The sequence below is a fragment of the Isoptericola sp. NPDC019693 genome (assembly GCF_044389085.1).
GTDB lineage: Bacteria > Actinomycetota > Actinomycetes > Actinomycetales > Cellulomonadaceae > Isoptericola.
On sequence record NZ_JBIRXP010000003.1, the window covers coordinates 576,135 to 595,199 of the forward strand.

Annotated in this window: 18 protein-coding genes; 12 read left to right on the forward strand and 6 right to left on the reverse strand. The window is 75.0% G+C overall.

Translation table 11 applies throughout. The annotated features are described in order from the left end of the window. Positions 1-19 precede the first annotated feature (19 nt). Complete coding sequence (locus ACH436_RS11725; RefSeq protein WP_430560356.1) at positions 20-406, reverse strand: universal stress protein; 387 nt, start codon at positions 404-406, stop codon at positions 20-22. Between the two features lie 80 nt (positions 407-486). Between ACH436_RS11725 and ACH436_RS11730 the strand changes: the two genes are divergently transcribed. Then, a complete protein-coding gene (locus ACH436_RS11730; protein ID WP_430560357.1) occupies positions 487-858 on the forward strand; it encodes a zf-TFIIB domain-containing protein in 372 nt (123 codons plus the stop codon). A 12-nt stretch (positions 859-870) separates the two neighbouring features. On the opposite strand, the gene ACH436_RS11735 is transcribed toward ACH436_RS11730, so the two are convergent. Both ACH436_RS11735 and ACH436_RS11740 read right to left on the reverse strand, forming a co-directional pair. Beyond that, on the reverse strand, positions 871-1,314 hold the full coding sequence (locus ACH436_RS11735) for a SufE family protein (protein ID WP_430560358.1): 444 nt from the start codon (positions 1,312-1,314) through the stop codon (positions 871-873). Between the two features lie 180 nt (positions 1,315-1,494). Continuing rightward, the gene (locus tag ACH436_RS11740) at positions 1,495-2,421 is read right to left on the reverse strand and encodes a sulfurtransferase (RefSeq protein WP_430560359.1); all 927 of its coding nucleotides are present in this window, start codon (positions 2,419-2,421) and stop codon (positions 1,495-1,497) included. A 440-nt stretch (positions 2,422-2,861) separates the two neighbouring features. On the opposite strand from ACH436_RS11740, the gene ACH436_RS11745 reads away from it, so the two are divergent. From ACH436_RS11745 to ACH436_RS11765, 5 genes are read left to right on the forward strand one after another with little or no spacing between them, the layout of a single operon-like run. Beyond that, positions 2,862-3,410 (forward strand): nucleoside deaminase, encoded by a 549-nt coding sequence (locus ACH436_RS11745; RefSeq protein WP_430560360.1) that lies wholly within the window; start codon positions 2,862-2,864, stop codon positions 3,408-3,410. A gap of 29 nt (positions 3,411-3,439) precedes the next feature. After that, a complete protein-coding gene (locus tag ACH436_RS11750; RefSeq protein ID WP_430560361.1) occupies positions 3,440-4,930 on the forward strand; it encodes an NCS2 family permease in 1,491 nt (496 codons plus the stop codon). Positions 4,931-4,990: 60 nt separating this feature from the next. Next, a complete protein-coding gene (locus tag ACH436_RS11755; RefSeq protein ID WP_430560362.1) occupies positions 4,991-6,220 on the forward strand; it encodes an XdhC family protein in 1,230 nt (409 codons plus the stop codon). Beyond that, positions 6,211-7,104 (forward strand): FAD binding domain-containing protein, encoded by an 894-nt coding sequence (locus ACH436_RS11760; RefSeq protein WP_430560363.1) that lies wholly within the window; start codon positions 6,211-6,213, stop codon positions 7,102-7,104. The genes ACH436_RS11755 and ACH436_RS11760 overlap by 10 nt, the downstream gene beginning before the upstream one ends. Continuing rightward, positions 7,101-9,947 (forward strand): molybdopterin-dependent oxidoreductase, encoded by a 2,847-nt coding sequence (locus ACH436_RS11765; RefSeq protein WP_430560364.1) that lies wholly within the window; start codon positions 7,101-7,103, stop codon positions 9,945-9,947. Before ACH436_RS11760 ends, ACH436_RS11765 begins: the two co-directional genes overlap by 4 nt. A gap of 75 nt (positions 9,948-10,022) precedes the next feature. Here ACH436_RS11765 and ACH436_RS11770 read toward each other — a convergent pair whose 3' ends face one another. Continuing rightward, complete coding sequence (locus tag ACH436_RS11770) at positions 10,023-10,700, reverse strand: NTP transferase domain-containing protein (protein WP_430560365.1); 678 nt, start codon at positions 10,698-10,700, stop codon at positions 10,023-10,025. Between the two features lie 223 nt (positions 10,701-10,923). Between ACH436_RS11770 and ACH436_RS11775 the strand changes: the two genes are divergently transcribed. Next, positions 10,924-12,087: an SPFH domain-containing protein gene (locus ACH436_RS11775; protein WP_430560366.1), complete on the forward strand. Its 1,164-nt coding sequence runs from the start codon at positions 10,924-10,926 to the stop codon at positions 12,085-12,087. Then, the gene (locus tag ACH436_RS11780) at positions 12,084-13,160 is read left to right on the forward strand and encodes a hypothetical protein (RefSeq protein WP_430560367.1); all 1,077 of its coding nucleotides are present in this window, start codon (positions 12,084-12,086) and stop codon (positions 13,158-13,160) included. Before ACH436_RS11775 ends, ACH436_RS11780 begins: the two co-directional genes overlap by 4 nt. A gap of 3 nt (positions 13,161-13,163) precedes the next feature. Here the strand turns inward: ACH436_RS11780 and ACH436_RS11785 are convergent, their stop codons facing one another. Continuing rightward, entirely contained in the window at positions 13,164-13,589 is a 426-nt protein-coding gene (locus ACH436_RS11785) for a winged helix-turn-helix transcriptional regulator (protein ID WP_430560368.1), read from the reverse strand. A 158-nt stretch (positions 13,590-13,747) separates the two neighbouring features. Between ACH436_RS11785 and ACH436_RS11790 the strand changes: the two genes are divergently transcribed. Together ACH436_RS11790 and ACH436_RS11795 are read left to right on the forward strand one after the other, a co-directional pair. Continuing rightward, the gene (locus ACH436_RS11790; protein ID WP_430560369.1) at positions 13,748-14,614 is read left to right on the forward strand and encodes an SDR family oxidoreductase; all 867 of its coding nucleotides are present in this window, start codon (positions 13,748-13,750) and stop codon (positions 14,612-14,614) included. Between the two features lie 91 nt (positions 14,615-14,705). Further along, entirely contained in the window at positions 14,706-15,686 is a 981-nt protein-coding gene (locus tag ACH436_RS11795) for a bile acid:sodium symporter family protein (protein ID WP_430560370.1), read from the forward strand. 81 nt (positions 15,687-15,767) lie between these two features. Here ACH436_RS11795 and ACH436_RS11800 read toward each other — a convergent pair whose 3' ends face one another. Next, positions 15,768-16,706 carry an SDR family oxidoreductase gene (locus tag ACH436_RS11800; RefSeq protein ID WP_430560371.1) on the reverse strand — a complete coding sequence of 313 codons (939 nt, stop codon included), beginning with the start codon at positions 16,704-16,706 and terminating at the stop codon, positions 15,768-15,770. Between the two features lie 125 nt (positions 16,707-16,831). Here ACH436_RS11800 and ACH436_RS11805 point away from each other — a divergent pair, with 125 nt between their 5' ends. Then, the gene (locus ACH436_RS11805) at positions 16,832-17,680 is read left to right on the forward strand and encodes a helix-turn-helix transcriptional regulator (protein WP_430560372.1); all 849 of its coding nucleotides are present in this window, start codon (positions 16,832-16,834) and stop codon (positions 17,678-17,680) included. A 41-nt stretch (positions 17,681-17,721) separates the two neighbouring features. Continuing rightward, complete coding sequence (locus tag ACH436_RS11810; protein WP_430560373.1) at positions 17,722-18,987, forward strand: GAF domain-containing protein; 1,266 nt, start codon at positions 17,722-17,724, stop codon at positions 18,985-18,987. Positions 18,988-19,065 lie beyond the last annotated feature (78 nt).

Consider the following 19,065-nt stretch of genomic DNA (forward strand, 5'->3'; position numbering starts at 1 on the left):
CCGAGGCGCCGTGGCGCGCTCAGCCGTCGTAGGCGTCCTTGACGACGAGCACGGGGACGGGGGAGTCGAGCAGCACGCGCTGCGTCGTCGTCCCGATGAGGAAGGTGCCGGCGCTGGACCGCTTGCGGGAGCCGAGGACGACGAGCGTCGCACCGTCGGCCTCGGCGGTGTCGAGGATCACGTCCGCGGGCTCGGTGCCGGGGGACCGGCGGGTGACCGGCCGGACCTCGACGCCGTCGCCGGCCGCGGCGAGCAGGCCGTCGAGCGGGTCGCCGCCCTCGGGGTCCTCCGAACGCGCGAGGTGGACCACGTGCAAGGGGACCCCCCGCCGGGACGCCTCCGCGATCGCCGTCCGGACGGCCGCCTCACCGTGGGGCGACGGGTTGTAGGCCACGAGCACCGTCATGCGCACACTCTCGCACACGGAGGGAACCTCGCGCCGGTCCGGCCCGTTGACCACTCCAGCCGACGAAGGAGCAGCGCATCATGCAGTGCCCCCACGACCAGTCCGTCCTCGTGATGTCCGAGCGCAAGGGGATCGAGATCGACTACTGCCCGCAGTGCCGTGGCGTGTGGCTCGACCGGGGCGAGCTCGACAAGATCATCGAGCGTTCCCTCGAGTCGGAGATCGCGGCCGAGGCGCGGGGTCCGGTGTCGCCGCCGGCGTCCCCCGGGCCGCCCCCGGCGTCGTACGACGAGCGGCGTTACGACGGGCCGAGGTACGACGAACGGCGCTTCGACGAGCGCTACGACGACAAGCGCTATGACGACAAGCGGTACGACGACCGCGGGTACGACCCCCGCTACCGCAAGCGCAAGAAGAAGGACTCGTTCCTCGGCGACCTGTTCGACTTCTGACGCCGGGCGCCGTCAGGCGGCGGCGAGCTGCTCGCGCACCTGCCGCTTGGCGCGGGTGAGCATGCCGGCCATGCCGTTGAGGCGCAGCGGGCTGACCGCGCGCGTGAGGCCGATCATCAGCGGGAAGTCGTCGGGCACGTCCAGCACCTGCTGGGCCGAGAGCCCGGACAGCCCCTGGGCGAGGATCGACGCGAACCCCCGGGTGGTGGGCGCCTCCTGCGGGGCGGTCGCGAAGAAGTGCACGACGTCGCCGTCGACCTCGGCGAACGCGCGGACGGGGGACTGGCACTCCTCGACCGCCTCGAGCAGCCCCGGTGCGCTCTCGTAGCGCGGCGGCAGCCCCGGCAGCTCGCGGGAGAACTCGAGCAGGAGCTGCAGCCGGTCGCGCTCGGGCAGGGCGAGGAACTCCTCGCGGATCTCGGCGAGCGGCTCGGGCAGGGTGGCGGCGTCGGTCATGGCTCCAGTCTCGCTCAGCGTGAGGTCGTTCGAGTTCCGGCGAGGTAGTCCGAGACGGCGCGAGGTAGTTCTCGTCTCGCCGAGGTAGTGGACTGGACCACTACCTCGGCGAGAGGGGAACTACCTCGCCGGAGGTTGAACTACCTCGCCAGCAGCTGAACTACCTCGCGAAGGGGAGGGTCAGGCGGCCTGCTGCTGCTTGACGCTCGCCGGGACCTCGCCGGGCTCGGAGCCGGCGACGATCGGGACGCGCACGGCGTTGCCCCACTCGGTCCAGGAGCCGTCGTAGTTGCGGACGTCGTCGATGCCGAGCAGGTAGCGCAGCGCGAACCACGTGTGGCTGGAACGCTCGCCGATGCGGCAGTACGTGATCACCGAGTCGCCCTCGGTGAGGCCCAGGCCGCCCTCCTGGTAGATGGCCTCGAGCTCGGCGCGCGGCTTGTAGGTGCCGTCCTCGGCGACCGCGGTGGCCCAGGGCACGTTGCGGGCCGACGGGATGTGGCCGCCGCGCAGCACGCCCTCCTCCGGGTAGTCCGGGATGTGCAGGCGCTCGCCGGAGAACTCCTGCGGGGAGCGGATGTCCACCAGGGGGCCGTTGCCGAGGTGGGCGAGCACGTCCTCCTTGAAGGCGCGGAACGTCGAGTCGTCGCGCTCGACGACGGGGTACTCGCCGCGGGCGGGGGAGGGCACGTCGGTGGTGAGCTCGCGACCCTCCGCCACCCACAGGTTGCGGCCGCCGTCGAGCAGGCGGACGTCCTCGTGGCCGAACAGCGTGAAGACCCACGCGGTGTACGCGGCCCACCAGTTGTTCTTGTCGCCGTACAGCACGATCGTCGTGTCGCGGGAGATGCCGCGGCTCGCGAGCAGGTCGGCGAAGCCGGCACCGTCGAGGTAGTCGCGCTCCACCGGCTGCAGCAGGTCCGTGTGCCAGTCGATCTTCACGGAGCCCGGGATGTGGCCGGTCTCGTACAGCAGCACGTCCTCGTCGGACTCCACGACCACCAGGCCCGGGGTGTCGAGGTTCTCGGCGAGCCACGACGTCGTCACGAGGCGCTCGGGGTGCGCGTACTCGGCGAGGCGCGGCGTCGGGTCGGTGGGTGCAGGCATGGGTTCCTCCATCTGTGCGGCGTCGGGGCGCCGCCCGGGTAGCGGTGGGTCGTGGCCGCTCGGGTCCTCGCACACTCTAGGAACAGGCGGACCTGCGGCGACAGCCCGTGTCCATCATGTGGGACCACGATGCGAGACGCGATTTATCCCGACGAAACAACCGCGATACGGAAATGTGATTCCGAAATGGTTGTGGCGCGCGTCACCGGGTGCTAGCGTCGCAGCTGCCAACGGCGGGCCCGGGCCGCGCAGACGTCGACGACGACGGCCGCGCGGTGGTCGACGACATCGATCCGACACCGGCAGCTATCTACCAGGCGGCATGAAGGACAACTCGCCTGCAGCGACCCGCCGAGCGCCCGGCCTCCACCGGGACCTCGAAGGGCCGACGGATGGACCCGAGCACCCGGGGGCCGCTGCCCGAACCGTGGAGACTCACCATGGACCGCAATGCCGTGATCCACCCGCACGCAGTCAGCCCGGCCGACGCTCCGGCCGGCCCTCCGGTCGCAGCGCACCTCGAGCAGGCCGTCGCCCTGGCCGTCGACAGCGTGGCGAACGCCGGCGGCCCCTTCGGCGCCGTCGTCGTCACCCGCGACGGTCGCGTCGTCGAGGGCAACAACCGCGTGACCCAGGACAACGACCCCACCGCGCACGCGGAGGTGACCGCCATCCGGCGCGCGTGCGCCGAGCTCGGCACCTTCGACCTGTCGGGCGCCGTCCTCTACTCCAGCTGCGAACCGTGCCCGATGTGCCTCGCCTCCGCCCTCTGGGCGCGGGTGGACGCCGTCTACTTCGCCGCCGACCGTCACGACGCGGCCGCGGCCGGGTTCGACGACGCCGCGTTCTACGACTTCTTCGCCGCGCGCCTGCGGGAGCAGCCCGGGAGCCCGGGCGCCGGCGTCATGCTCGTGCGCCACGAGCGCACCGGCAGCGCGCTCGCGCCGTTCGACGCGTGGCGTGTCCTCGAGACCCGCGTCGACTACTGACGCGCGCGACCCGGAGAGGACCCGAAGACGTGACCGTCCTGGGAACCCGGCGGGACACCGCCGAGAACGACGAGACGCCCCCCACCAGCGCCCGCCGCGGCCTGCTGGAGAGGCTGTTCAAGATCACCGAACGAGGCTCCACCACGGGACGCGAGATCCGTGGCGGGCTGGTGACCTTCTTCGCGATGGCGTACATCGTCATCCTCAACCCGCTGATCCTCGGCGGCACCAGCGCCGAGAACGCCCCGACCGACGTCGCGGGCGGCTGGCTCCAGACCGCCCAGGTGGGCGCCGTCACCGGCCTCGCCGCGGGCGTGCTGACCATCGTGTTCGGGCTGGTCGCGAACCTGCCGTTCGCGCTCGCGGCCGGGCTCGGGATCAACTCGTTCCTCGCCGTGGCCGTCGTCGGCGACGTCACCTGGCCCGAGGCCATGGGCCTCGTGCTCGTCAACGGCCTGCTCATCGTGCTGCTCGCCGCGACGGGCGCGCGGTCGGCGATCTTCAACGCCGTCCCGCGCCAGCTCAAGGCGGCGATCACGGTCGGCATCGGGCTGTTCATCGCCTTCATCGGCTTCGTCGACGCCGGCTTCGTCACCCGCACCGCGGGCGGCCCGCCGGTGCAGCTCGGCGACGGCGGCTCGATCACCACCGTCCCGACGACGGTCTTCGTCCTCGGCCTGCTGCTCATGGGCGTCCTCGTGGCCCGCAAGGTCAAGGGCGGGCTGCTGATCGGACTCGTCGCCACGACGGTCGTGGCGATCGTCGTCGAGGCCGTGCTCCAGCTCGGGCCCGCGAGCGAGGACAACCCCGGCGGGTGGCACCTGTCGGTGCCCGCCCTGCCGGACTCCCTGGTCTCCGTGCCCGACCTGTCCCTCCTGGGGCAGTTCAGCCTCGGCGCGTTCGACCGGATCGGGGCGCTCGCCGCCACGATGCTCGTGTTCACGCTGTTCTTCACGAACTTCTTCGACGCGATGGGCACGATGACGGGCCTCGCCAAGCAGGGCGGCCTCGCCGACGCCGACGGGAACTTCCCCCGGATCAAGTCCGCGCTGGTGGTCGAGGGCGTGGGCGCCGTCGTCGGCGGCGCCTCGTCGTCCTCCTCGAACACGGTGTTCGTGGACTCGGCCGCCGGGGTCGGCGAGGGGGCGCGCACCGGCCTGGCGTCGGTCGTGACGGGCGGCCTGTTCCTCGTGGCCATGTTCCTCACGCCGCTCACCGCCGTCGTGCCGATCGAGGTCGCCAGCGGCGCCCTCGTGGTGGTCGGCGCGATGATGATGCGAGAGATCAGGGAGATCGACCTGGGCGACTTCTCGGTCGCCCTGCCGGTGTTCCTCACGGTCGTGACGATGCCGCTGACGTACTCCATCGCCAACGGGATCGGGATCGGCTTCATCACGTGGGTGCTGCTGCGGTTCGCCTGCGGCCGGGCGCGCGAGCTGCACCCGCTGCTGTGGGTGGTCGCCGCGGGGTTCCTCGTGTACTTCGTGCGCGGCCCGCTCTCGGCGGCGCTCGGCGCCTGACGGCGACGTCGGTCGGGGCCGCCGCGACCTGGCGGCCCCGACCGGCGGGGAAGGACCCTGATGCTCACCCTGGTCGACCAGCTCACCGCGTGGCTCGAGCCCGGCGCGGAGCCGTTCGCCGTCGCGACGGTCGTCGGCGCGTCCGGCTCCGTGCCACGGCCCGTGGGCACGGCGATGGCCGTGCGCGCCGACGGCGCCGTGATCGGCAGCCTGTCGGGCGGTTGCGTGGAGGCCGCCGTGCACGCGGCCGCGCTCGACGCGATCGGCGTCGGCGCGTGCCACCGCGAGACCTTCGGGTGGTCCGACGACGACGCGTTCGCCGTCGGGCTCACCTGCGGCGGCAGCCTGGAGGTGCACGTCCAGCCCGTGCGGCCCGGCGACGACGGCGACCCCGCCGCCGTCGCGCTCGCACGCCTGGCCGCCGGCGATGTCGGGGCCCCCGCCGCCCTCGTGCGCCGCCTCGACGTCGCACGCCCCACCGCCGTCGTCCTGGGGGACCTGTCAGGACCAGGGAGCGATATTCCCGGCGCCGGCCCTGACAACTCGCTGCGGGGGCTGGTCGACGACGGTGCGTTGCCCGCGGTGTCCGCGCAGGTCGCGGCCGTGCTGCGGGCGGGCGGCACCGCCACCGTGCACGCGGCTCCCGGTGTGCCCGACGGCGCGTGCGACGACGGCGCCCTCGACGAGCCGGTCACGCTGATCGTCGAGACGCGGCTGCCGCCGCCGCGCTTCGTCGTCGTCGGCGCCAACGACTTCGCGGGCGCGCTCGTGCGTGCCGTGCGGCTGCTCGGGTACCGCGTGACCCTCGTCGACGCCCGCGAGGTGTTCGCCGCGCCGCGTCGCTTCCCGCAGGCCGACGAGGTCGTCGTGGACTGGCCGGACCGCTACCTGGCGGCCGAGGCCGCCGCGGGCCGCCTCGACGAACGGACGGGCGTCGCCGTCCTCACCCACGACGCGAAGTTCGACGTCCCGACCCTGCGGCTCGCGCTCGGCCTGCCGCTGGCCTACGTGGGCGCGATGGGGTCGCGCCGCTCGCACGCGCAGCGGGTGCGGGCCCTGCACGACGAGGGCGTGACGTCCGACCAGCTGGCCCGGCTGCGCTCGCCGATCGGGCTCGACCTCGGCGCGGTGACCCCCGAGGAGGTGGCCGTGTCCGTCGTCGCGGAGCTCGTCGCGGTCCGCCACGGCCGCGACGCCGCCGTCCCCCTGAGCCGCACCGACGGCCCGCTGCACGCGCCGCCGGACACACCCCGAACCACGCACAGCAAGGAGCACCACCGGTGGACCTGAACACCGTCACCGACCTGGTCCCCACGGCCGACCCCGCCGACTGGCGCGAGGGCGACGCGTGGCTGGCCGGCGGCACCGTCCTGTTCTCCTACGGCAGCCGGACGCTCCGCCGGCTGCTCGACCTCACGAGCGCGGGGTGGCCGGCGCTCACGGTGACCGACGACGGGCTGGAGATCGCGGCGACCTGCACGATCGCCGAGCTGTACGCCTTCCCCGAGGCCCCGGCGGCCGCACCGGTGTGGGGCTCCTGGGGCGCGCTGGACCTCGTGCGGCCGTGCTGCGACGCGTTCGTCGCCTCGTTCAAGATCTGGAACACCTCGACCGTCGGCGGCAACGTCGCCACGTCGCTGCCCGCGGGCCCGATGACGTCGCTCACCGCCGCGCTCGACGGTGTCGTGGAGGTGTGGGGGCCGGGCGGCGCCCGGCGCACGCAGCCCGTGTCGGAGCTCGTCACGGGCGAGATGCGCAACACGCTCGCACCGGGCGAGCTGCTGCGCGCGATCCGCCTGCCGGCCGCCGCGCTGCGCGCCCGCACGGCGTTCCGTCGCCTGTCGCTGTCGAACCTCGGCCGCTCGGGCGTGCTGCTGATCGGACGCGTCGACGCCCCCGACGACGGCGGCGAGCTGGTCATCACGGTGACCGCGTCGACCCGCCGGCCCGTGCAGCTGCGGTTCCCCGCCGGCGCGCACCCGGACGCCGCCGGGCTGGCCGCCACGATCGACGCCGCGATCCCGGCCGACCTCTACCACGACGACATCCACGGCCTGCCCGCGTGGCGCCGCGACATGACCTACCGGCTCGCGCAGGAGATCCGCGCCGAGCTGACGAACCCGCCGACCGCGCCCGACGCGGGCGCCGGCAGGACCGACGGAGGCAGGCGATGACCGACGCGACCACCCGACCCACCACCTCGCCCACCGGGGCGTTGCCCGCGCTGCGCGTCGACGGCCGCGACGTCGACGCCGTCCCGGGGGCCGGGCAGTGCCTGCGCACGTTCCTGCGGGAGCAGGGTGCGCTCGGCGTCAAGAAGGGCTGCGACGGCGGCGACTGCGGCGCCTGCACCGTCCACGTGGACGGTGTGCCGGTGCACAGCTGCGTGTACCCCGCGCGCCGCGCCGCCGGGCGCGACGTCACCACCATCGGCGGCCTCGCGGCCACGGCCGAGGAGCCGACGCCGGACGGGCTGCACCCCGTGCAGCAGCGGTTCCACGACGCCCAGGGCTTCCAGTGCGGCTTCTGCACCGCGGGCATGGTCATGACCGCGGCCACGTTCGACGACGAGCAGCGCGCGAACCTGCCCCGCAGCCTCAAGGGCAACCTGTGCCGCTGCACTGGCTACCGGGCGATCGAGGACGCGGTGCGGGGCACCGAGAACGCCGAGACGATCGGCGGCTGCGGTACGGCGTTCGGTACCTCGGAGCCCGCCCCCGCCAGCCGGGGCGTGGTGACGGGGCAGGTGCGCTACACGCTCGACGTCGACCCGGCGGCCTACCCGGGGCTGCTGCACCTCAGGCTCGCGCGCTCGCCGCACGCGCACGCGCGCATCCGGTCGATCGACCGGACGGACGCGCTCGCGGTGCCCGGGGTGCACGCGGTGCTCACGCACGAGGACACGCCGACCGCGCGGTTCAGCACGGCCCAGCACGAGCTGTGGACCGACGACCCCGACGACACGCGGATCCTGGACGACGTCGTGCGGTACGTCGGGCAGCGGGTGGCGGCGGTCGTCGCCGACTCGGTCGCCGCCGCGGAGGAGGGCGTGCGCCGGCTGCGCGTCGACTACGAGGTGCTGCCCGCCCTGATCGACCCGGAGCAGGCCATGACGCCCGGCGTCCCGCTCGTGCACCCGGAGCTCGACGCGGCGCAGGCGCGGGTGTCGCGCCCGCAGGCGAACGTCGTCGCGGAGCTGCACAGCGAGCTCGGCGACGTCGAGGCGGGGCTGGCGGAGGCCGACGTCGTGCACGAGGCGACGTACCGCACGCAGCGCGTGCAGAACGCGGCGCTCGAGACGCACGCCGCGATCGCGTCGTTCGACGACGAGGGCCGCCTCGTGGTGCGCTCGTCCACCCAGGTGCCGTTCCTCGCCCGCCGTCACCTGGCACGCGTGCTCGACCTGCCGGCGGACCGCGTGCGCGTGTACTGCGAGCGCGTCGGCGGCGGGTTCGGCGGCAAGCAGGAGGTGCTGGTCGAGGACGTCGCGGCCCTCGCGGCGCTGAGGCTCGGCCGCCCCGTGCAGCTCGAGCTCACGCGCACGGAGACGTTCGTGGGCACGACGACGCGGCACCCCTTCCGGATCAGGGTGCGGGCGGGGGCCCGGCGTGACGGGACCCTCACCGCGCTGCACCTCGACGTGCTGAGCAACACCGGCGCGTACGGCAACCACGGGCCCGGCGTGATGTTCCACGGCTGCGGCGAGTCGATCGCCGTCTACACGTGCGCCAACAAGAAGGTCGACGCGCACTGCGTGTACACGCACACGCTGCCCGCCGGCGCCTTCCGCGGCTACGGCCTGAGCCAGATGATCTTCGCCGTCGAGTCCGCGATGGACGAGCTCGCGCGGCAGCTCGGCCTCGACCCGCTGGAGCTGCGCCGCCGCAACGTGGTGCGCGCCGGCGACCCGATGCTCTCCACCAGCCCCGAGCCCGAGGAGGACGTGCTGTACGGCAGCTACGGCCTCGACCAGTGCATCGAGCTCGCCGACGACGCCCTCGCCCGCGGCCGGGCGCGCGACGTCGCGGCGTACGGCGCGGACCCCGCCGACCCGGCACGCCCGTGGCTCGGCGAGGAGTGGGGCGTCGGCGAGGGCACGGCCGTGTCGATGATCGACACCGTGCCGCCCCGGGGCCACGTGGCGCACGCCCGCGCGCGGCTGCGCCCGGACGGCGTGGTGGAGGCCGAGGTCGGCACGGCCGAGTTCGGCAACGGCACCACGACGGTGCACGCGCAGCTCGTCGCGTCGGCCCTCGGGCAGCGGGCGGCCGACGTCGTCGTGCGACAGTCCGACACCGACCTCGTGGAGCACGACACCGGGGCCTTCGGGTCCACCGGCACGGTGGTGGCGGGCAAGGCGTCGCTCGCGGCGGCGACCGAGCTCGCCGAGCGGGTGCGCGTGGTCGCGTCGTCGCTCACGGGCACGCCGTCGGCGGACTGCCGGCTGGTGCCCGGCGGGGTCGAGTACGAGGGCGGTGCCGTGGTGCCCCTCGCCGACGTCGCCCGGCACGCGGAGGCGGCGGGCGTGCGCCTCGAGGCCGAGGGCCGCTGGGGCGGCACCCCGCGCTCCGTGGCGTTCAACGTGCACGGCTTCCGGGTCGCGGTGCACCGGGGCACCGGCGAGATCCGGATCCTGCAGAGCGTGCAGGCCGCCGACGCGGGCGAGGTCGTCAACCCCCGGCAGTGCCGGGGCCAGGTCGAGGGCGGCATCGCGCAGGCCCTCGGCGCCGCGCTGTACGAGGACGTCGTCGTCGACGGCGCCGGCCGCGTCACGACCGACATCTTCCGGCAGTACCACCTGCCCACCTTCGCGGACGTGCCGCGTAGCGAGGTCTACTTCGCCGAGACCTCGGACGCCACCGGGCCGATGGGGGCGAAGTCGATGAGCGAGAGCCCGTTCAACCCCGTCGCCCCCGCGCTCGCCAACGCGCTGCGCGCGGCCACGGGCGTGCGGTTCACCGAGCTCCCGCTCTCGCGGGACAAGGTCTACCTGGGCATGCGCGACGCGACGTCCTGAGCGCGAGATCGAGGTATCCGTCGCGACGTCGACCCACCGAGGGTCGATCTCGGCGCGGGTACCTCGATCTCGCGGTCAGGCGAGCAGGTCGAGATCGGCCTCGGTGTCGACGTCGCGGCCGTCGCCGGGGTGCACGACGACGTCGATGAGGTCCGGGTGCGCGCGCAGGAACGCCCGCGCCCCGGCGTCGCCGACGGCGCTCGCGGCGGCCGGCCCGGCGAGCGCGGCGTCCAGCACGAGGGGGTGCGCCCAGCGCGGGCGGGCGCCGTCCGGCCCGCTCGCCGCGGCGGCGGCGGCGGGGGCATCCGCCCACCGTGAGGCGGCGACGCGGCCGGGACGGTGCGCCGCGAGCAGGCGCGCGACGTCCGCGGCGGTGACACCGGGCTGGTCGACGTGCGCGACGACCACGGGCCCGGCGGCCCCGCCGTCCTGCGCCCGGTCACCCAGCGCCGCGGCGACGCCGGACCTCAGGGAGGAGGCCATCCCGGTCGCCCAGTCGGCGTTGACCACGACCCGGACCCCCGGGACGTCGAGGGGCGCCCGCGCGCGCACGCGGTCCGCCCCGGCGCCGAGGACGACGACGACCGGCACGCAGCCGCCGTCGCGCAGCACGTCCACGAGGTGCGCGACCAGCGGGCGTCCCCGGTGGGGGAGCAGGGCCTTGGGACCGCGTCCCAGCCGCGTCCCGGCGCCGGCCGCGAGGAGCACCGCGACGGCGTCCGTCGGGTCGGGGGACACGGGCGCGGCGGGCACCCGGCCAGGATAGGTCCCGCGCGCGGCGGGGCCGGAGAGTCCGTGGCAGCATCGCGCCGACCAGGAGGTTTTGCCGGGACTTGATCCCGTCATCGGCAGTCCCAGACGCCGCTATGCTCGGCGCGGCGCCGCGGTCGCGCGACCCGGACGGCCCGACTCGAACGGTGCGACCCGAACGGTGCGACCCGAACGGTGCGACCCGAACGACACGGAAGGATTCCGGATGAGCTTCTTGGAGAAGCTGCGCGGACAGCTGATCGACATCGTCGAGTTCCTCGACGAGAGCCGGGACACGATCGTCTGGCGCTTCCCCCGCCAGGGCAACGAGATCAAGAACCAGGCGAGGCTGGTCGTGCGCGAGGGACAGGCGGCGGTGTTCGTCAGCGAGGGGCGGCTCGCCGACGTCTTCGCCCCGGGCACGTACACGCTGGAGACGAAGAACCTGCCGGTCCTGTCCGCTCTCCAGGGCTGGAAGCACGGCTTCAGCTCGCCGTTCAAGGCGGAGGTCTACTTCGTCGCGACCCGCCAGTTCACGGACCTCACGTGGGGCACGCAGAACCCGGTGATCCTGCGGGACCCCGAGCTCGGCGCGGTCCGGGTCCGGGCGTACGGCACCTACGCGCTGCGGGTGGTCGACCCGGCCGCGCTCCTGCGCCAGCTCGTGGGCACCGACCCACAGTTCCGCACCGACGAGATCGGCGACTGGTTCCGCAGCCTCGTCGTGGGCCGGCTCGGCCCGGCGCTGGCGGAGGCGGGGGTCGCCGTGATCGACCTCGCCGCGAACCAGCGCGAGCTCGCCGGCCGCCTGGCCGGCCAGCTCTCCGAGGACCTGTCGGAGTACGGCGTCGCCGTGCCGCGCTTCGTCCTGGAGAACGTCTCCTTCCCGCCGGAGGTCGAGGCGGCGCTCGACAAGCGGTCCCGGATGGCCGTCATCGGGGACCTGGACCAGTACACGAAGTTCCAGTCGGCGACCGCGATCGAGACCGCCGCCGCCAACCCGGGCGGGGCCGGTGAGGGGCTCGGCACGGGGATGGGCATGGGGATGGGCGTGGCGATGGGGCAGCAGATGGCCCAGGCCCTGGCCTCGACGGTGCAGCCCGCCGGGGCGGCGACGCCGGCCCCCGCGGGCCCGCCGCCGCTGCCGGCCGCCGAGTCCCCGTGGTACTGGTCGGCCGGCGGGGCGCAGGCCGGGCCCGGCACCGCCGCGGACGTCGCCGCGCTCGTCCGCGCCGGCGACGTGGCGCGCGAGACCCTCGTGTGGCAGCAGGGCATGACCGCGTGGACCCCGGCCGGGCAGGTGCCCGCGCTCGCCCCGCTCTTCGCGGCGACGCCGCCCCCGCTGCCGCCCCAGGCCGGCCCGTCGAGCGGCACGGGGGCGCGACCGTGAGCGACGTGCGGGACGACCTCGTCCGCACGCGATGCGACGCGTGCGGGTCCCAGCTGGCCTACGTGCCCGGCACGCAGCACCTGCGGTGCGGGGCGTGCGGCGGCGAGGTGGGGATCGTCCATGCGGCGGGCGACGCCGTCGACGAGCACTCGTTCGACGCCTGGTCCGCCGCGCAGGACGGGTCGCACGCGGGGGTGCTCGACGACCGTCTGCTCACGTGCGACGGGTGCGGCGCGACGACGCGCGGCACCGACCTGTCCGCCGCGTGCCGCTTCTGCGGCGGCCACCTCGTCGCGGCCGCGGAGGTGGAGGGGCTCGTGCAGCCGGAGGCGGTCGTGCCGTTCGGCGTGGAGCGGGCGCGGGCGCGCGAGGCGTTCCGCCGCTGGGTGCGCTCGCGCCCGTTCGCGCCGAGCGAGCTCAAGAAGGTCGGCGACACGGAGTCGCTGCACGGCTCGTACGTGCCCCACTGGACCTTCGACGCCGAGACGTCGTCGTCGTACACGGGCCAGCGCGGCGACGCCTACCACGTCACCGTGAAGGACGGTGACACCGAGCGGCAGGAGCGGCGGGTGCGCTGGACGCCGGTCTCGGGCCGGGTCGAGCGGTCCTTCGACGACGTCCTGGTCCCGGCGTCGTCCCAGGTGTCCGAGACCGACCTCCGCCGGCTGGGGCCGTGGCCTCTCGAGGACGCCGTGCCGTTCCGGGCGGAGTACCTCGCCGGGTACTCGGCGGCCCGGTACGAGGTGGAGCCTGCCGCCGGGCTCGAGCGGGCCAAGGGGACGATGGCGAAGGCCGTCCGGGCCGACGTCCGCCGTGACATCGGCGGCGACGAGCAGCGGGTGGGCACGGTGACGACCGCCTACGCCGACGTCATGTTCAAGCTGGTCCTGCTCCCGCTGTGGATCGCGACCTACGTGTACGCGGGCCGGCAGTGGCAGGTCATGGTCAACGCGAACACGGGCCAGGTGGTCGGGCGGCGGCCGTTCAGCGCGGTGAAGATCGCCGTCGCGGTCGTCGTCGGGCTCCTCGTCGTCGCGGCGCTCGTCCTCTGGTACGTGACGTCGCGGACGTGAGCGTCAGGCGCCGCGGCGCGCGTCGTACGCCCGTTGGGCCGCGTCGACCTCGTCGACCGAGCCCTCGAGGACGTCGAGCAGGCCCACGAGCCGGTCGGCGACGCGCCGGCCCAGGTCGGTGAGCGAGTACTCGACGTGCGGCGGGATGGTGGTGCGGACCTCGCGCACGACCATGCCGTCGCGCTCGAGCGTCTGCAGGGTCTGGGCGAGCATCTTCTCGCTGACACCCTCGATGCGGCGCCGCAGGGCGTTGAACCGCACGGCCCCGTCGCGCAGCCCGGCCACCGTGAGCACGCCCCACCGCCCGGTGACCGCCTCCAGCGCCTGGCGTGAGGTGCACCCGCGCGAGAACACGTCGGCGATCATCGCGTCCGTCGGGCCGGTGTCGACGGTGTCGACGGTATCGACGGTGGGGGAGTCGGGGGTCACCCGGACAGGATACGGCGCGCTCCGCGCGCAGGCACTGTGACGAGCGCCGCACTCTCTAGTGGTTGGCACTATCGAAAAGTAAGCGCATGTTGGCGGGGCGGTCCGGTCGACGGACCGGCCGCGCGCGACCGACAAGCCTGCACCGAAGGAGCATCACCATGACCATCGCCGTCACCGGCACCAGCGGCCACCTGGGCCGTCTCGTCGTCGAGTCCCTCCTCGCCCGCGGCGCCGCGCCCGCCGACGTCGTCGCGCTCGCCCGCTCGACCGACAAGGTCGCGGACCTCGCGGAGCGCGGCGTCGTCGTCCGCGACGCCGACTACGACCGCCCGGAGACGCTCGCCCCCGCCCTGGACGGGGTCGAGGTGCTGGTGCTGGTCTCCGGCTCGGCCGTGGGGCAGCGGGTGCGCCAGCACGGCGCCGTGATCGACGCCGCCAAGGGCGCCGGGGTCCGCCGCGTCGTGTACACGAGCGCCCCGCACGCCGACACCTCGCCGCTGATCCTCGCCCCCGAGCACAAGGCCACCGAGGAGCTGCTCGCGGCCTCCGGCCTGACGACGACGATCCTGCGCAACGGCTGGTACACGGAGAACTACCTGCCCGACGTCGAGCGGGCCCGGGAGACCGGCGAGATCGTCGCCTCGGTCGGGGAGGGCCGCGTCGCCAGCGCGAGCCGCGCCGACTATGCCGAGGCCGCGGCCGTCGTCGCCCTCGCCGAGGACGGCGCGCACGACGACGCCGTCCACGAGCTCACCGGCGACGTCGCGTGGGACTTCGACGAGCTGGCCCGCACGGCCGCGGAGGTGCTCGGCCGTCCCGTCACCTACCGGCGGGTGAGCCCGGAGGAGCACCTCGAGATCCTGCGCGGCGCCGGCCTGGACGAGGCGACCGCAGGGTTCGTCGTCGCCCTCGACGGCAACACGCGCGACGGGCTCCTCGCGGAGACGACCGGCGACCTCGCCCGGCTGATCGGTCGCCCCACCACGCCGCTGGCCGAGGGGCTGCGCCAGGGCCTCGCCGCCTGAGTCCCAGGCCGCCGCCCCCGGCGTCGGGGTCTGACGTCCCGTGCCCCGGGCATGCCGCTGCCCGGGGCACGAACCTCACTACACTCGCCCGGTGCGTCGTGTGCTGAGCCGGTGGGTGGACCCGTTCGTCGTCACGCTCGTCGTGGTGATGGTGCTCGGGCTGGTGGTGCCGGTCGGCCCGGGGGTGCAGCGGGTCGTCGACGTCGTGGCCGACGTCGCGGTGACGGTCCTGTTCCTCGTCTACGGCGCGCGCCTGTCGACCAGCGAGGTGTGGGCGGGGCTGCGCAACTGGCGGTTGCAGGGCGGCATCCTCGCCGCCACGTACGTGGTGTTCCCGGTGATCGGCCTCGTCGTCGCGTGGGCGGTCACGCCGCTGGTCGGCGCGCCGCTCGCCGCCGGGATGCTCTACCTGTCGCTGCTGCCCTCCACCGTGCAGTCGTCGGTGGCGTTCACGTCCGTGGCGCGCGGCAACGTCGCGGGCGCGATCTGCGGCGCCACGGTGTCGAACGTGCTCGGCATGGTGCTCACCCCGCTGCTGGTGCTGTGGCTGATGACCGACGCCGAGGGCGGTGCCGGCGCGACGGCAGGGCACGGGCTCGACGGGCTGCAGACCGTGCTGCTGCAGCTGCTGCTCCCGTTCGTCGTCGGTCAGCTGCTCCAGCCGTGGGTGGGCGACGCGGTCCGGGCCCGGCGCTGGCTCACCCTGTCCGTCGATCGCGGCACCATCCTCGTCGTGGTCTTCTCGGCCGTGGCGGCGGCGAGCTCCGCGGGCGTGTGGGCCGGCACCTCGGCCTGGGCGATCGTCGCGCTGGTTGCGGTCAGCGGGGTGTTCCTCGCGATCATGCTGGGCCTGACCTGGTGGGGTGGGGCGGCTCTCGGGCTGCCGGCGGAGGACCGGGTCGCGCTGCTCATGTGCGGGTCGAAGAAGTCCCTCGCCACCGGCCTGCCCATGGCCAGCGTGCTGTTCCCCGTCGCCGCGGCCGGCGTGATCGCCGTGCCCGTGATCATCTTCCACCAGCTCCAGCTCGTGGTCTGCGCCGTGCTCGCGCGCCGGCTCGCGCTGCGCGACTGACGCGCTCGCCCGTCCTCCCTGAACCGGGCGGGCACGAACCTCCCCGTCGGGCACGCGTGCCCGCGTGCCTGCGTGCCCGGGTCACGTGAACGCGACGCTCGTCAGCTCCTCGGACACCGCCCACAGCCGCGCCGCGTCCGCCGTGGCGCGCAGCGTCCGCCACGGCGCCTGTTCACGAGGAGGGCCGCCCATGTGCCCCGGCCACCCGGGGCCGTAGAAGCCGCCGTCGCGGGCCGCGGGCGACGTCGCGGCGAGCAGCGCGGGCAGCGCCGCCGACTCGACCGTCCCCACGACGAGGCCGCGCGCCGAGAGCCAGCGGATGACCCGCACCTCGCGGGTGTCCGACGCCCGGTCCACCTCCGGGCGCGCCGCCAGCAGGCTCGTCGGGGCCACCCCCGGGTGCGACACGGCGCTCGTGACACCCCACCCGGCCGCCCGGGCGCGGCGGCCCAGCTCGAACCCGAACAGGGCGCAGGCCAGCTTCGACTGCCGGTAGGACCCCATCGCGTCGTAGCCACGCTCCGCGTTCAGGTCGTCCCACCGCATCCGCCCACGGCGCGCCGCCACGCTCGTCTGCGAGACCACCCGCGCGCGCCCGGCCCGCAGCAGCGGCAGCAGCCGGGCGGTGAGCGCGAAGTGGCCCAGATGGTTCGTGCCGAGCTGCACCTCGAAGCCGTCGGCCGTCGTGCGCCGCTCGGGCGGCGTCATGAGGCCCGCGTTGTTGACGAGCAGGTGGATCGGCGCGCCCTCGGCCGTCAGCTTCTCCCCGAGTGCCGCGACCGAGGCGAGGGAGGCCAGGTCGAGGTCCAGCAGCGTCAGCCGCGCGTCGGGGTGGCGTTCGCGGACGCGCGCGGCCGCCGCCTCGCCCTTCGCCGGGTTGCGCACCGGCATGAGCACCTCCGCGCCCGCGCCCGCGAGCCGCGTCGCGATCCGCAGCCCGACGCCGTCGCTCGCGCCCGTGACGAGCGCCCTCGACCCGGTGAGGTCGGGGATCGTGAGGTCGTGCTCCCTGCGTGGCATGGTCCGCTCCCGTCTCGTGGTGGCGCCCCCGGCGCCGGCAGGACAAGCGTCCCCCGCTCCGCGCAGGCCATCCACGGCCTGACGATCCGTGGCTGAGCCGGCCGCGGGACGGGAGGATGACGGGCATGATCGATCGAGCCGGACTCGCCGGGTTCCTGCGCACCCGCCGTGCGGCGCTGCAGCCGGAGGACGTCGGCCTGCCGCGGGGCAGCCGGCGCCGGACGGGCGGGCTGCGGCGCGAGGAGGTCGCCGCGCTGTGCCACATGTCCGCCGACTATTACGCCCGCCTCGAGCGGCACCGTGGCCCGCACCCGTCGGCCCAGATGATCGCCTCGATCGCGCAGGGTCTGCACCTGACACGACCCGAGCGCGACCACCTGTTCCGGCTGGCGGGCCACGAGCCGCCCGCGCCCGGGGCGGGCGGCGACCACCTCAGCCCCGGCGTCCTGCGCATCATCGACCGGCTGGGCGACACCCCGGCGGAGGTCGTCACCGAGCTGGGGGAGACGTTGCGCCAGACCCGGCTCGGCGTCGCGCTGGTCGGGGACCTGACCCGGTACACCGGGCCGGCGCGGAGCATCGGCTACCGGTGGTTCACCGACCCCGCGACCCGGGCGCTGTACCCGCCCGAGGACCACGACTTCTACTCGCGCATGTACGTCTCCGGGCTGCGCCGGGTGCTCACCCTGCGCGGGCCCGGGTCGCGCGCGGAGCACCTCGCCGAGCTGCTCGCCGCGCGCGACGCCGAGTTCCGTGCCCTGTGGAAGGAGCACGAGATCGGCGTCCTGCCACGGCAGGTCAAGCGCTTCCTGCACCCCGAGGTGGGGTCGCTGGAGCTGCACTGCCAGACCATGCTCGACCCCGAGCAGTCTCACTCGCTGCTCGTCTACACCGCCGTCCCGGGCAGCGAGAGCCACGAGAGGCTGCGGCTGCTGTCCGTCGTGGGCGACCTCTCGGCACCGACCGCCCCCTAGACTGGCCCGCACGCACCGGACGACGACGTCGGGAGGTCGTGGTGGACCGCTCAGCTGCCCCGGTCGCACGCGGGCACGGGTCCCGCGCGGCCGGCGTGCGTCGTGACCCGCGCACCGTGCGCGCCGCGTACGAGCGGTTCCTCGGCACGGGCGAGCCGCCCGGGGGCATCGACCCCGTCGTCGCCGACTCCTGGCGGCGGTCCCTGCGCAGCGGCGTGGACCCGGACACCCCGCACCCGCAGGTCGCCCTCGCCGACGCGGACCTCGCCGCCTACCGCGCCGCCCACCCGCTCGCCGGGGTCATGCCCGTGGTGCGTGAGCTCGTGGTCGACGGCGCGGCCGACGACGGACTGGTCGTGGCCGTCTCGGACGAGATCGGCCGCCTCCTGTGGGTCGAGGGGAACCGTCGGTTGCGCGGCGCGGTCGACCGGGTCGGGTTCGTCGAGGGCGCCGTGTGGGGCGAGGAGAGTGTGGGGACCAACGCCCCCGGCACGGCGCTGGCCACCCGCCGCGCGGTGCAGGTGCTCGGCGCCGAGCACTTCTCGCGCCCCGTGCAGGAGCTGAGCTGTGCGGCCGCCCCGATCCGGGACCCGGGCACCGGGCGGGTGCTCGGCGTCCTCGACGTCACCGGGCGGCGCGCCGCGGCGACGCACGTCGTGCTGTCGCTGGTGCGCGCCACCGTCGCGACGGTGGAGCGCGAGCTCGCGACGCGGGCGGCGGCCGTCCCGCCGGGTGCCCCGGCGGACCTGCGCGTCCTCGGCCGGCCCGTCCTGCGGGGCGCGGACGGCGAGCGCCGGCTGTCCCTGCGGCACGCCGAGATCCTGCTGCTGCTCGCGGAGCACCCCCGCGGCCTGTCTGCTGACGAGCTCGCCGTGCTGCTGCACCCCGGCGAGCTGTCGGACGTCACCGTGCGGGCCGAGGTCTCCCGGCTGCGGCACGTCGTGGGCGCGCTGCTCGCGGGGTCGCGGCCCTACCGGCTCGCCCGCCCCCTGAGCACCGACGCGGACGGCGTGCGCGAGGCCCTCGCCGCGGGCGACGTGGGCGCCGCCGTCGACGCCTACGCCCCGCTGCTGCCGCGGTCCGTCGCCCCCGGCGTCGAGCAGCTGAGGGCGGAGCTGTCGGCCGAGGTGCGGGCCGCGGTCCTCGCGTCCGGGGACGGCGGCGCGCTCGACACCTGGGTGGCCGGCGTCGACGGGGCGGACGACCACGCCGCCTGGAGCCGCCTGCTCGCCGTCGCGCCCGCCGGAAGCCCGCAGGCCGTGCGCGCCCGGGCCCGCCTCACGCTGCTCGACGCGGAGCTCGGGTAGCGACGGCCGCCCGGCCGCGCGCTGCAACGGGGCTGCAACCTTCGCGGTCCTACCCTCGCCACATCGCGGCGCGACGAG